Consider the following 12371-nt stretch of genomic DNA (forward strand, 5'->3'; position numbering starts at 1 on the left):
ACATATTGGTGTACATGAAATATCATAAAAAGACTAGACGTAAGGAGAAATAAAGATGGCGGTAAGTGATTCATGGTTAAGAGCGGTAAATGGTAAACCACAAGCTAAAATGGTGACGAAATCAGACAGGGAAGGTTTATCAGTTCGGGTGACACCAAAAGGTAAAGTGATTTTTCAATATCGTTATCGTTGGCAGGGGAAAGGTGATCGGATAGACATTGGAACCTATCCGGCAATTAGTTTAAAAGATGCGCGTGATAGTGCGCTTTTTTACCGTGGTGAACTAGAGCAGCACAGAAACCCGAAAGTGGTCAAACGCACTCGTAAACAAAAATCAGTTGAAGCGCGAACGGTTGAATCCGTTATTCGTGACTGGTGGGAGAAATCGCTTAAAAATTCACAGGTTAAAGCCGGTGAGATATTACGGTCATTTGAAATTTATGTTTTCCCCAAGATCGGCAATTTACCCCACAACGAAACGCACTTGCATGTCTGGCTATCGCTAATTGAAGAGGTGGTGAAAGCGAAACCGGCGATAGGAGCACGGATTTTACGTTATACCAAAACTGCCCATCGGTGGGGAATTCGCAGGGGGATTATTTCTTTAAATCCACTTATCGATGTTACCTCACAGGATTTAGGGGTAAAAACGCAACAAGGCGAGAGAGTGTTGAGTAGCAACGAGCTCAGGGTATTATTTGCGTTAATTGATGCGCCAGACTATAACCCTAGAAATGCCCTGATAATCAACCTAGCGTTATTGTTTGGTTGCCGGATAGGTGAATTGCTAAAAGCAAAAATGGCTGATTTCGATTTTACTAAAGGAATATGGACAGTGCCACCAGAGAATCATAAAACAGGGTGTAAAAGCAAAAAGCCCATTATCCGGCCTATTATCCCCGCGGCAGAGGAATTGATCAGAACTGCTAAAAAATTGAATTATGGCAGTGATTATTTATTTACCGTCTCAGAAGGGAAACCTTTGTGTGTCAGTGGGCATATTAGTTTTATTAGCAATCTCAACAAAAAAATGGCTCGCAGATTTGAGAACTATACTCACTGGTCAATTCACGATTTGCGTAAAACCATGCGTACGGGGGTTGCGGAGTTAACTCAACCCCATGTTGCTGAAATCATGTTAGGTCATAAATTACCGGGGGTTTGGCAGGTATACGACAAGCATACCTACCTAGAGGAACAGCGAGAGGCTTATGATCGCTGGTGGAATAAAGTTAATCAAATCGTTTACCCATCTCCCAATCCAGAATATCCTGCCGGGCAAAATTAAGCTCATCAGATCTAAACCGAGGGCGTGGAAAACCTTCCCGCCGTTGGTATCCGTTACCCGCCCATAGTCTGATAGTGTGAGTTGACACTTTGTACCTTTTTGCCAGTTCACTGGTTTTGACAAAAGGGGATTCATTCATAGGATATTCTCCTTTATTACTGTTAAACGCTTACCTTTCGGTATGGGTAATTTGAGTGGGGTAAATTCAGGTGGGATAATGCTTATTCGCTCTATGCTATTTCTTCAATGTGTCGAGGAATACCCCTAAATAGACAAAGAGTGCTGGCACTATCATAATGCCGATAACCAGTAGCTCTTGCCCGCCTAAATGGATATTGCCTAATTCGCCACGTTTAAACCTGATTTGTGGGTCAATGACGGTATCGGCGTGCGCAAGATGTCCAACTATCAGTTCGAAGGAGAACGCTGCACTGATAAACAATAATGTCGTGATTAATAATTTGATGATGTTAAGTTTCATGGTTTGGCCTTTGTAAAATTAGCTTATTTCTTAACGCAAATCGCTTTGGCGTTGATATCCTTGAAAGTTTCAAACTCACGCTCAAACTGTTTAGCGGCGAATTGGCACATGTTCTCAGTGTCAAATTCCTGAGTATGAACACTTGCAAAGTTACTCGATGCATAAGGGCTGGCATACATGCCTAGGATTAAAATCCACATGGTGGGCTCTCCGTTGTTAATGAGAATGGTAATGTTAATGATAACTATTTGATATTAAAGTATAAATTTTTGTAAATTTAAGGTTAAGTCTGTTTATATATACAGTCTTGATATACTTTGGTATAGTTATTTGGTTGTGTGTTTGCTATTCACAATTTTTTTACCTGGTGTTGGCCAGCCTTGCGCTGGTCTTTTTTACTTTCTCTTCATCGCTTCCAGTAATAAATCCTGTATTGCCCGTTTTGAATTACGGCGCGCCATCACCACTTCATCGAGTGTATCTTTAGCGACGATATGATGAATAAAGACAGGGCGATTATGTCCGGCTTGCGCTTGACGCGTGGGGCCGATACGCTCGATAATTTGCTGGTACTGCTCCAAGTCCCACCAATGGGAGAAAAAGACCAGAATGTTACCGCCGTCCTGTAAATTTAAGCCGTGTCCACAGCTTGCGGGGTGGGCAAAAAGCAACGGGATTTTGCCACTATTCCAGTTGGTAAGGGTTTGTGGGTTAGCGTCTAACATTTTGCCTTTTGGAAACGCTTTTACTAATCTTTCAAGGTCATGTTTCCAATGGTAAGCGACCAGTACTGGCGTCCCTCCTGATTCATTAACAATACTCTCCAGTGCCTGGATTTTGACATCGTGTATCGCTGTCCAGTTGCGATTGTCATCGCTATAAATAGCACCACTGGCAATTTGCAAACATTTTATTGTTTTGGCCGCGGCATTTAACGCTTCAATCGCACTCTCGCCCAATTCAAGAAACAGTTCTTTTTCCATGGCCTGATAGTGTGCTCGCGCTTTCGCGGGTAGTTCAACGTTAATAACGTTGTGTACGGGTTCGTCGATATCAAACCAATCAGCGGCATTAAGGGATAGCGTGACATCGCTGAGTGCTAACTGAATTTGTAGATGCGCAAATCCTAAAGGCTCAAACCTGCTCCACTGTTGCCCGGGGAACTGGATACGGTTAAACCAGCGAGACGTAAACGCATTATGGGTTCTGCCTAGCCGTTCGCCCTGGTCAACAAACCAGGTTTGCCCCCATAAGTCCATCAGGCCATTCGGTGAAGGCGTACCGGTCAGATTTACCCATCGATGAACCGATTTATGGGCGATTTTGGCGAGTGCAGCGGTGCGTTTACCGCCTTTGCGTAGCCGGAATGATTTTAACCGGGTGCTCTCGTCAGCGATAATCGTGCCGAAAGGCCAGCTGTCACCTAGTGTTTCAACCAGCCAGACGAGATTGTCATAATTGACCGTAAATACGCTGGCATGGGTATTTTTGAGAGCTGTCATCCGCGTTTTTGCAGTGCCAATAATGGGCTGCACTTCAATATTACGCAGGTGGCCCCATTTAAGCGCTTCGTCAGGCCAAGTGGATTGGGCTACCCGTAAAGGGGCTAATACCAGTGTGGGTTTGGTTTCACTGCCTGATAAATAGAGATTTTCTAATGCCGTCAGGGTTGCTGCTGTTTTACCCATTCCCATCCCCGCCCAGACATTTGAGCGTTTAATATCGAGCAGGTGATTGATAATGAGATTTTGGTAAGGGCGAGGGGTGAAGGTTTTTGCGATTGTCTTTTGTTCAGGCGACAATCTGGATAGTTTTGTCATGGGTATGTAATCCGTTCCAGTTCTTTTTCATGGGGAGTTTGTCAGCCAAATACTGGTCATAAAGTCGCTGTGCGCCTTTTCTGAGCAAAACAGGGCGATAGCTAATAAAGCTATTTGCACCATGGGGGCTTATTTCGTTTTGTTTTTCGGTTAAATATTTATCCCGAGCGGTAGCGGCAACACGCCAGCGTAAATTGTTGCCGGACTTACTGTCGTTATAGAGCCACTTAATCTCAGCAAGATAATGATTTATCTGTTGACTATTCACGCCGTTAAGCATTTTGCTAAATTGGGTAGGGGTCATGCCTTCTTTGAATAGATTTTTAAGACAATCGTTTTCGGTTGATAGGTTTTTATTTTCCAGTAATAACTTTTCTTTCTCTTCCTCGGCACGAACAACCATGAGCGCCAGTTCTTTTGCCGTTGGTAGTAATGTTTGAGGTTGTAAAATTCGTCTCCCACATTCAATAAAGTACTGTCTGGCCTGTTTCCCTTTTTCATTGCGCTCAACCATTGATAGCTCTTTCGCCATGTCGAGGGAAATATGATATTCCTTTGCTGGACGGCCTCCATTTGGGGTTTTTGATAAATTTATCAAAAAGTCCTGATGTTCAATAAAACCATATTGTTGAATGCGATCTTTTATCCAATTAGCAAACTCCTGCTTACTTTCCAAAAACGCATGTAAATCACGAGCATTAACCGTTTGGATTAATCCGCCATTGATGTTTTTTGTTTCGATGTTGATTAAATTTGACATAAAGGTATTCCTCAATAATGAAATTGATGAAAGATTGCCCCTTAGCAAGGGGCGTTAAGATTAATTAATGACGTTCTAGGAAGTGGGTGAGTTCACCTTCGTACCAATGGTCAGTGCGCGCGGTGATTATCCCGATTTGTTGATGGTGGAAGTGTTCAAAAAGCTGTTTTATTTCCGCTAAAACGGTATCGATATTCTCACGCTTACGTAAAAGTCGTTTGATAACCTGTTTTTCAGCGTCATTGATAATTTGGCGTAATGATTCTGTGATGTAGTAAATCCGGCGACATTCGTCAGCCATTAAAGGTATATGCGCTACCTGAAAACGCTCCGGTGATGGCGTGCCCGTCACTTCGCGCAAAGCCAGCCACACCGCATTACTCCACGAACGCTCAAACCGAAAGCCATTTGTCATACACCAGACTAAATGTGTTAGATTGCGCGTATCTGAATGAGTGAAACGCTCTACGGCTTTCGGTTGGTATCTGGGGTGATTATAGTTAGGGGTTTGATTAACAGCTTGTTTATCGAGAATATCCAGCACCCATTTTCTGAATTCTTTTGCTACTGGCGTATTGGCGAACATAGCGATTAGGTGTGCACCTCTTAGAGAGAAAGTTCGTACTGCTTTTTCACGTAAGCTATTGTTTATTCCATTGAACGTCAAATTGACGGTCATTGACATGCCAGAGGTAAATTCGTCTTTATTGCGATCATAAATTCTTGTAACAGAGTCGATGCGTGAGTATTCCAATGCTTTAGCAAGCACGCTAGATGTAAACCAAATCTGCCCATTATGGGAAATTGTTTCAAGAACGGTGTTACGAAAAATTAAAGTATTCATAGTAATGATTACCTTTGTAGGATTAGGACAATCACCACCTTTGAGGTCAATCTTGGGTGGCGAACTGGACGAGGTTGACCTTACCGGCTACAAAGGATCCCGGCGAGCCTTACGGCTCCCCCATCCAGCCCACCATTGATTCTTGATATGGTAGACTGACGCATAAAAAAACACGCTTTCGGCGTGCTATGCGCCTTTGTAGTTACGACGAGAGGTCAATCCCGACATCTGATTTTGCAGATGCAAATAAACTATAGCGCATGATTTCTTCTTTCGTCAATAGTGATTTAAAATGTCAATGTTTTTATTATGCAGCTGCAATTCCGTTCATCATCACGCTTAGCAATCTGGGAAATTGGCTATCATAGAAATGAGGCTGAGTCTGACGGGGATGGTTTGGGTCAGTTAAGTTTTTTCCAAACTGTAATCCTCTTTCCGTCAGTGACCAGAATAGTTTTTCCTTGTCAGGATGTTTGCTACTTGGGCGTGATTTACGCTCAACAATACCTAATAATTGCAAACGTTTAAAGCCGGATGGCGGACTGTAAGGCTTACCATGCAGCAGTAAAAGCTCCGTAAAAGAGTGCGTCACTTCGCTTGATACTGTCATGCTTCCTTCAGGTGCATCAACGGCGTAAGCAGGTAGTACATCTGGCATCCCAAGGGAAGATTGCAGTTTTTTCATTGCGCCAAGTAGCCCAGAAGGGGCAATACGTAATTCTTGTTTGTAGAATGCCAGCATTGCTAATCCAGCCTTAACTTTATCGGTTAGCGGTTGTGTAGGTGTAGCGATAACTTCATCGAACGTGCGAATAACTTTGAGATGGAAAGCAGCACTAATCCACATGGCGTAGGCGTAAACTAGTTCTTTAGCAACGTAAGTTCCTTGCTCGACACCTCCTCGAATGACCGATACCGGAATTCCGCCCTCGCTCAAAAATTGTTCAATTAATTCTTGAGTTTGTTTATTAGCAAGCCAATATGCAGGACTGTCTTTTTTAAGATCACCAGCGGCTTTATGTAAATCATTTAGACAATAACGCCCGAAAGCGTCTTGACGAACAACGGTATTTTCAATAACAACTAATTTAGACATGGAAACACGCCTCCGTAGTTAAACAAAGAGAATCAATAAGATATAGTGACTTAAAGGGTTCTTAGTCCACAGTGGGTAAAATGCTGCTTAAATCCTGACTGTCCAGTACGATGACCTGATGGCCTAGGGCAAAAAGCCGTGCGTGTTCGCGTAATTGGTAGGGGGTGGGTTTTTCGCCCGGTGCTTTACATTCCACAAAAATAATCTTGCCATTGGGGAGTGCAACTAATCGGTCAGGTACGCCTCGTCGCCCGGGTGAAACAAATTTATAGGCAATGCCGCCGATTTTTCGCACCTCACGCACCAAATGTTTTTCAATGCTCTCTTCCCTGATTAACCGCATGGATACATCCTTTTAATATGTTCCCGTTTGATTTGCATCAGGCAAAAATCGCCGCGGTGTTCACTCCAGATACGATTATTGCGATTGCGCGCCAGTCGGTTTGCCTGTGACCATGCGCGCGCCGCTTCATGGTATTGGCCTGACTGTTCAAGGTGTACCGCATCCTGTGCTGCCTTGAAATAAAGTGGGCTGTCGTTTTTCATAAAGGCCATGATGTTTATTTTATCCTGTGTGTGTTATTTATTCCTTGCGATAACGATAAGTCTCAAACCCCGCTGCACTAAGCGGTAAATTAAAAGCCCAATCCGGATTAAGACTTAACAGCTTACTTAACCCCTCGGCGGAAAATTGAGGAGTATCCGGCGCTTCGCTGATAATTTCATCATGGACGGTTAAGACAATCGCATAACCCGCCTTTTCAATGCGTGGCATGCTATAGGCCAAGACATCGCGTGCGGCGGCCTGACAGATATTTTCAGTAATTTTACCGCCGTAGGTTTTTAACCGTTCCCATTTTCGGCTGTAGGGATTGGTGCCCATATAGCTAATTTGTCCATTCTCTATTCGCGCAGAAGGGTAGCAAAGACTACGACCTGATGGTAGACAAATTCTGAGCCAGCCTTTATCGCGACGAAGGCTAAGTTTACGGCACTTAAACACTATCCCCGGTGACTGAATGGCTTGTTTTACAGTGTCTTCAATGTCGTACCAGAATGATACGGTTTGTGGATGGGCATTGCGCCACATGCGCTTAAGGGAATCGCAGGTAACAAAGACTTTTTCGCTGAGGCCATAAGTCTTCTCCGTTTCAACGGATTTTTGATACCAGCGCATCGCCTCTCGCTTAACGTTAGGCGGTATGTTAGGTAATGCGGCTTCCGCCAGTTCATCTAAATCCAGACCGTAGGCGAGGGCAAATGTCAAAAATGCCGCAACCCCACCGCCATAGCCTAAGCCGAGTTCCATCACCTTACCGATTTGTCGTTGAGCTTTAGTGACGTTCTCAGGTAAAAGATTAAATGCGCGCGCATAGGCGAGTTTATAGAGGTCATCGCCTTTGCCGTTATCAAACTCGCTAAAAGCATTGACTTTCCAGTTTTCCCCTGCCAGCCATGCCAGCATGCGGCCTTCGATATTCGACAAATCCGAGATAACCAGTTTTTTACCGGGTGGCGCGATAATACACCCTCTAAGCGCAGAACTGGTCAGTTGCATAATGTCATCACAAATCAGCTCGGCGCAACCGGCTTTTAATGCGTCAATGCCGTTATCAATCGTCTTTTGGTCAAGCGTGGGTCTGGGGAGATTATCCGGCTGAAAAATACGTCCCGCCCATCGTCCGGTGCGTGAGGCACCACAAAATTGCTTGGTTCCTCGAAGTCGTCCATCTGCGCTTACCGATTTTAACAGCGCCTTATATTTACTGGTGCTGGTTGTACACGATTGCAAACGGACTGACAGCAGTTCGCGTAAAGCCGGTGGAATATCAGGGTCATTAACGCGGCGCTGTAGCGTGCTGGCTTGCATATCCGGTAACGTGATGCCAAATGCCGAAACGATATGCTGTAACAGTGCATCGCGTTGTGTTGCGTTTTGCACGGCATTATCTGTTAATTGCTGGGTGACGGTTGATAACCGTTTTTGCTCGTTTTCAACGGCAGTTAAGGCGCTTTTCGCCAGTTCAACATCCATGCACATCCCACGGCGATTAATCTTTTGGTCTAACTGCCATAATTGGGTTTCGTCCACACTCATATTCCAACCCGGTAAATGTTGATAAATCTCGCGCATGGCTAAAATATCAGAACCTGCGTATTGCTTAAAACGTTGCCATTCCTCTGCGTGAGTTAACGCCGTGGCGCGTTGTATTTTGCTATTTTTAGGACGCGGTTTGCAAAATAGCTGTATGAGCGCTTTACCTTCTTTATCTTTGGCGTTATCGCTATTGACGTTGAAGATATCGCAAAGCGAACCAAGTGCGCCAGGTAAGCCATGTGCCAGTGCTTGCACCAAGGTATCGTGAACGCGGGATAAGGGTAGGTCAATATTTAACACCTGTTTTAAAATTACCGTATCAAACATGCCGCCGTTGTGCCAGACGGTTAAAATCGCAGGGTCATCAAGATAAGCTTTTAAATCTGTGGGCATCGTTTTATCTTGCGTTACATCCCAGACCTTGACAGAGCCGTGATTGTACGCATACGCAAAAAGTAATATTTCTGCATTTTCAGCGTATCGATGCGTGCCACAATTAATCGGAATATCGCTATAGGTTTCTAAATCGCAAAATAGTAAATTTTGCATAATCCATCCTTATCAGGCGGTTACGGAAAAACGCCCCATTTTAGGGTGATACCACTGACTGCCGCGTTTCTCAGCCTCAAGCATCATGTTATCCAACGCGTTTTTAAATGCCGCTTCATCAACCACTGACATTTGGGTAATTTGGCCGCCAGGCGCAACATGGGGCACTTTTTTGCAAGGCACCTTCCACGCCATGACTAATTGCCGACATTTGGCATCGCTTAAGCCGTACTTTGTTTTAAGATAGCTATAGCCCTGGAAACCGGCTGGGATAGTGCCTTGTTTGATTTGTTCGATTTCTTCTGAGACTTGCTCTACCTGATGCTCGATACTCTTTAACCGACGCTCCTGTGCAACGTTAGCTAACGCCATTGCTGCGATAATTTCATTGGCGCTTTGTGGTCTACTTTGCTGCTCCAGTTTATCAATCAGTGAACGGCGAACGGCTTTCGATTCACGGGCGGCAACACGAAGCGCTTGCTTAAGCATCATTTCGATAATTTCAATATCAGCGCCGTTTTTTTGACCTACACTTTTTGTGTAGGTCTCTCCTTCAAGTTCATCTTTAACCTTTTCAATAAATTTGTTGTTTCTAATTGGTGGTTCGCCATGTTCTTTTCGTGTTTCGTTGACCATTAGCAGCAATTGTTGTGAATCGATGGTCTCGCTGTTGGAAAATGTGATATTTTGTGCGTTCATTAGATTTTGCATATAAAAATTCCTCAATAGTTAAATTGATGAAAAATTGCCCCTATAAAAAGGGGCGTTAAGATTAATTAGTGGCGTTCTAAGAAATGGGTCAATTCACCTTCATACCACTGATCGGTGCGTGCGGTGATTATCCCGATTTGTTGATGGTGGAATTGCTCAAAAAGCTGTTTTATTTCCGCTAAAACGGTATCGATATTCTCACGCTTACGTAAAAGTCGTTTGATAACCTGTTTTTCAGCGTCATTGATAATCTGGCGTAGTGACTCGGTGATATAGTAAATCCGTCTGCATTCGTCAGCCATTAACGGTATATGCTCTACCTGAAAACGCTCCGGTGATGGTGTGCCAGTGACTTCACGTAAAGCCAGCCACACCGCATTAGTCCATGAACGCTCAAACCGGAAGCCATTTGTCATACACCAAACTAAATGCGTTAGGTTACGTGTATCCGAATGAGTAAAACGCTCTACGGCTTTCGTTTGGGTTTGAGAATTGTTAACTTTTTCTGAATTAAAGTAACAATCTTCTAGTTGTTCGAATACATCCCATGCTTTATCTGTTTCAAGCATTTTTGCGTGACGAGCGGCTCCTCGTTCTGTCCAAAGTATGAGACTGCGAGTTTTGGCAGATATTTGTGACTCGCTAAAAGATAGTCGCAAATTATTTAAGCATTCACCTGTAATTTTAAAGAAATGTTTACCTTCAATAAATCTATTATTGTTACGGTTATAATTTTGCTGAATCCTAATTACTTCGGTACCATACAAATTAGCAAGGAGTTCAGTAGTGATAACAGGGATATTATCGTGAGTTAGAACTTTAAGGTTATCCAGAATGATGGTGTTCATTTTTCGTATCCTTTTCTAGAGGAAAACCTGAACGGCTCAGGCGGCCAAGTGCTAGAAACTTGTACGAATGCAAGCGGGCTTATTCCCATTACTGGTATTTTATTCACCCACACTCGGCCATATCTAAAATATGGACACAAAAAAAAACCGCTGAACTAACGGGCGCGGTTGCCGTTCGTAAGGTGTTTCTAGCACCTAAACGAACTATAGCGCATGATTTCTTCTTTCGTCAATGGTTATTGTTAGGTTATACTTACCTAAACACGGGAGGATAACGTTATGGGTCAGGTTGCATTTGATGCACTACAAGCATCGGAAGAACTAGAAAGTGCTGGCATTTCCAGAGAACAAGCCAGAGCCATTTCACTTGTCGTACGTAGATCGCATGAGGTTGCAGATGTAGCCACCAAAAGAGATTTAGAAGACGTACGTAAAGATATGGTTGCTCGCTTTGAAAAAAACGAAGCTCAAATAGCCGATATTCGTAAAGAGTTATCTGCTGAGATAGCTGATGTCCGTAAGGATATTGCTCAGATAGATAAGCGCCTTGATTTTTCAGAAAAACGGTTTGACAGACTGGAACAAAAATTTGACCGGCTGCAATGGTTCTTATTGGCGGGTATTCTCGGTTTACTGTTTAAAGAAATAATCCCTAAATTATGGGGCGGTTAATTTTATCAATATGCCAGTAATAAGTGTGTTGATTGCTTAAATGTTTCTTTTAAGGCAGTTAGCGTCTTGAGCAATGCTGTGTAATAAAACAGCGATTTTCTCTCTGATAATTACTGCAATCCTGATTTTTTCAATAAAAACACCTTGTATTTCTATATGTTTAGCTTTGATTGTTGCTAGTTTGTGTAAGCCATAAATTGCTGTTTTCAACTCCTCAATATTTTTTAATACTGAATCTATAGAGGTTTCTTTTCCGGTAAGATAATTCATCTTTTACTCCTTGATTGAATCTTTAACATCTGTACGGCCCCCCCAACTTACCGATGCATTTTTGCCAGTCGTTTATTCTCTTTTCTCAGGTATTGATTTTCTTCTGCCAGTAGTTGAATCATATTGATTAATGTCTTGGTTTCCTCATCGGCATAAACGGGTTGCGCTAAGTTAAGTAAATAACGGCCGTTGTTACTGGGGTTAGTGAGCGTAAGGACTTCAGTCATATTATCTAATTTCATTTTTAAGCCTCCTTGAGTTATTTACACTTTACATATCAAATTTCCCGTAAGCTAAATAGAGTAAAAACTACTCATATTTTTAATCGATGCCTGATTATTTAGCCACTTCAGGCCGCAGTGGTTTCTCTGGTGTTTTAAAAGGCGATATCGTCTTCTTCCTCAGCCATGCTCAGGTCGTCAAACTCGTCAACGGAGGCCACGCTTCCACCGCTAAAGGCATCGCCATCCCGGAAAAACTGAACCCCTCTTAAGGAGGCTGAAACCCCTTTACCATTATTGTCATAGGCATAAAATTCAATGGTGGCGTTAACGTAACAGCCAGAGTAGGGACGACCGTCCTGTGCGGTGAGTGGTGTACGATTTACGTCAATGACTAACGGACGATCTTTATTACTGGCGGTGATGTACATATTTCCGGCATAGCCATCGTATTCTTTATTGTCGCCATCGCGGAAGCAAAAACGGTTGTTGGAGTGGCAGATGCTGTTATAAATTTTTTCTACCTCTTTGGCTCCCCATTTTTCCTTAATGACCGCCTTAATCCCCGTTTTGATTTCTTCAATCAGGTCAGTACGGCTTTTGGCGATAAGGAAATTGGCACGGTATTTGAACGCTCCTTGACCACTGACTTGCGTAGGTTCAAATAATTCAGGAAAAGCCAGACGTACGTTGTTTAATTTAATTTTCATCAC

Annotated in this window: 16 protein-coding genes; 2 read left to right on the forward strand and 14 right to left on the reverse strand. The window is 43.3% G+C overall.

What is annotated here, in order from left to right:
- Positions 1-55: 55 nt before the first annotated feature.
- Positions 56-1288, forward strand: coding sequence for a site-specific integrase (locus AACL31_RS15550; RefSeq protein WP_339053332.1), 1233 nt, complete (start codon positions 56-58; stop codon positions 1286-1288).
- Between the two features lie 235 nt (positions 1289-1523).
- Here AACL31_RS15550 and AACL31_RS15555 read toward each other — a convergent pair whose 3' ends face one another.
- The 11 genes from AACL31_RS15555 to AACL31_RS15605 form a co-directional block, all read right to left on the reverse strand.
- On the reverse strand, positions 1524-1769 hold the full coding sequence (locus AACL31_RS15555; protein WP_310513666.1) for a hypothetical protein: 246 nt from the start codon (positions 1767-1769) through the stop codon (positions 1524-1526).
- A gap of 23 nt (positions 1770-1792) precedes the next feature.
- Complete coding sequence (locus AACL31_RS15560; RefSeq protein ID WP_310513667.1) at positions 1793-1969, reverse strand: hypothetical protein; 177 nt, start codon at positions 1967-1969, stop codon at positions 1793-1795.
- Between the two features lie 195 nt (positions 1970-2164).
- Entirely contained in the window at positions 2165-3589 is a 1425-nt protein-coding gene (locus tag AACL31_RS15565; RefSeq protein ID WP_422389256.1) for an SNF2-related protein, read from the reverse strand.
- Complete coding sequence (locus AACL31_RS15570) at positions 3561-4349, reverse strand: antA/AntB antirepressor family protein (RefSeq protein WP_339053333.1); 789 nt, start codon at positions 4347-4349, stop codon at positions 3561-3563. Before AACL31_RS15570 ends, AACL31_RS15565 begins: the two co-directional genes overlap by 29 nt.
- Positions 4350-4413: 64 nt before the next feature.
- A complete protein-coding gene (locus AACL31_RS15575) occupies positions 4414-5193 on the reverse strand; it encodes a BRO-N domain-containing protein (RefSeq protein ID WP_339053334.1) in 780 nt (259 codons plus the stop codon).
- Between the two features lie 307 nt (positions 5194-5500).
- Positions 5501-6289 (reverse strand): KilA-N domain-containing protein, encoded by a 789-nt coding sequence (locus tag AACL31_RS15580; RefSeq protein WP_339053335.1) that lies wholly within the window; start codon positions 6287-6289, stop codon positions 5501-5503.
- Between the two features lie 61 nt (positions 6290-6350).
- Entirely contained in the window at positions 6351-6632 is a 282-nt protein-coding gene (locus AACL31_RS15585; protein ID WP_310513199.1) for a VRR-NUC domain-containing protein, read from the reverse strand.
- Complete coding sequence (locus tag AACL31_RS15590; protein ID WP_310513200.1) at positions 6623-6844, reverse strand: ANR family transcriptional regulator; 222 nt, start codon at positions 6842-6844, stop codon at positions 6623-6625. The genes AACL31_RS15585 and AACL31_RS15590 overlap by 10 nt, the downstream gene beginning before the upstream one ends.
- A gap of 28 nt (positions 6845-6872) precedes the next feature.
- A complete protein-coding gene (locus AACL31_RS15595; RefSeq protein ID WP_339053336.1) occupies positions 6873-8936 on the reverse strand; it encodes a DNA polymerase in 2064 nt (687 codons plus the stop codon).
- Positions 8937-8948: 12 nt separating this feature from the next.
- On the reverse strand, positions 8949-9647 hold the full coding sequence (locus tag AACL31_RS15600; protein WP_339053337.1) for a hypothetical protein: 699 nt from the start codon (positions 9645-9647) through the stop codon (positions 8949-8951).
- A 65-nt stretch (positions 9648-9712) separates the two neighbouring features.
- A complete protein-coding gene (locus AACL31_RS15605) occupies positions 9713-10495 on the reverse strand; it encodes an ORF6N domain-containing protein (RefSeq protein ID WP_339053338.1) in 783 nt (260 codons plus the stop codon).
- Between the two features lie 279 nt (positions 10496-10774).
- Here AACL31_RS15605 and AACL31_RS15610 point away from each other — a divergent pair, with 279 nt between their 5' ends.
- Positions 10775-11167 (forward strand): hypothetical protein, encoded by a 393-nt coding sequence (locus tag AACL31_RS15610; protein ID WP_339053339.1) that lies wholly within the window; start codon positions 10775-10777, stop codon positions 11165-11167.
- Positions 11168-11203: 36 nt separating this feature from the next.
- On the opposite strand, the gene AACL31_RS15615 is transcribed toward AACL31_RS15610, so the two are convergent.
- The 3 genes from AACL31_RS15615 to AACL31_RS15625 form a co-directional block, all read right to left on the reverse strand.
- Positions 11204-11437: a hypothetical protein gene (locus tag AACL31_RS15615; RefSeq protein WP_310513681.1), complete on the reverse strand. Its 234-nt coding sequence runs from the start codon at positions 11435-11437 to the stop codon at positions 11204-11206.
- Positions 11438-11484: 47 nt separating this feature from the next.
- Positions 11485-11679: a hypothetical protein gene (locus tag AACL31_RS15620; protein WP_310513699.1), complete on the reverse strand. Its 195-nt coding sequence runs from the start codon at positions 11677-11679 to the stop codon at positions 11485-11487.
- A 134-nt stretch (positions 11680-11813) separates the two neighbouring features.
- On the reverse strand, positions 11814-12368 hold the full coding sequence (locus AACL31_RS15625) for a DUF2815 family protein (protein ID WP_310513679.1): 555 nt from the start codon (positions 12366-12368) through the stop codon (positions 11814-11816).
- Positions 12369-12371: the final 3 nt, after the last annotated feature.

The sequence above is a fragment of the Arsenophonus endosymbiont of Crataerina pallida genome (assembly GCF_964020125.1).
Taxonomy (GTDB): Bacteria; Pseudomonadota; Gammaproteobacteria; order Enterobacterales; family Enterobacteriaceae; genus Arsenophonus; species Arsenophonus nilaparvatae.

What these genes read in the sequence shown, in the direction of transcription:
- AACL31_RS15550 (WP_339053332.1), top strand. Translation starts at nt 56, where the DNA reads ATGGCGGTAAGTGATTCATGGTTAAGAGCGGTAAATGGTAAACCACAA.
- AACL31_RS15555 (WP_310513666.1), bottom strand. Translation starts at nt 1,769, where the DNA reads ATGAAACTTAACATCATCAAATTATTAATCACGACATTATTGTTTATC.
- AACL31_RS15560 (WP_310513667.1), bottom strand. Translation starts at nt 1,969, where the DNA reads ATGTGGATTTTAATCCTAGGCATGTATGCCAGCCCTTATGCATCGAGT.
- AACL31_RS15565 (WP_422389256.1), bottom strand. Translation starts at nt 3,589, where the DNA reads ATGACAAAACTATCCAGATTGTCGCCTGAACAAAAGACAATCGCAAAA.
- AACL31_RS15570 (WP_339053333.1), bottom strand. Translation starts at nt 4,349, where the DNA reads ATGTCAAATTTAATCAACATCGAAACAAAAAACATCAATGGCGGATTA.
- AACL31_RS15575 (WP_339053334.1), bottom strand. Translation starts at nt 5,193, where the DNA reads ATGAATACTTTAATTTTTCGTAACACCGTTCTTGAAACAATTTCCCAT.
- AACL31_RS15580 (WP_339053335.1), bottom strand. Translation starts at nt 6,289, where the DNA reads ATGTCTAAATTAGTTGTTATTGAAAATACCGTTGTTCGTCAAGACGCT.
- AACL31_RS15585 (WP_310513199.1), bottom strand. Translation starts at nt 6,632, where the DNA reads ATGCGGTTAATCAGGGAAGAGAGCATTGAAAAACATTTGGTGCGTGAG.
- AACL31_RS15590 (WP_310513200.1), bottom strand. Translation starts at nt 6,844, where the DNA reads ATGGCCTTTATGAAAAACGACAGCCCACTTTATTTCAAGGCAGCACAG.
- AACL31_RS15595 (WP_339053336.1), bottom strand. Translation starts at nt 8,936, where the DNA reads ATGCAAAATTTACTATTTTGCGATTTAGAAACCTATAGCGATATTCCG.
- AACL31_RS15600 (WP_339053337.1), bottom strand. Translation starts at nt 9,647, where the DNA reads ATGCAAAATCTAATGAACGCACAAAATATCACATTTTCCAACAGCGAG.
- AACL31_RS15605 (WP_339053338.1), bottom strand. Translation starts at nt 10,495, where the DNA reads ATGAACACCATCATTCTGGATAACCTTAAAGTTCTAACTCACGATAAT.
- AACL31_RS15610 (WP_339053339.1), top strand. Translation starts at nt 10,775, where the DNA reads ATGGGTCAGGTTGCATTTGATGCACTACAAGCATCGGAAGAACTAGAA.
- AACL31_RS15615 (WP_310513681.1), bottom strand. Translation starts at nt 11,437, where the DNA reads ATGAATTATCTTACCGGAAAAGAAACCTCTATAGATTCAGTATTAAAA.
- AACL31_RS15620 (WP_310513699.1), bottom strand. Translation starts at nt 11,679, where the DNA reads ATGAAATTAGATAATATGACTGAAGTCCTTACGCTCACTAACCCCAGT.
- AACL31_RS15625 (WP_310513679.1), bottom strand. Translation starts at nt 12,368, where the DNA reads ATGAAAATTAAATTAAACAACGTACGTCTGGCTTTTCCTGAATTATTT.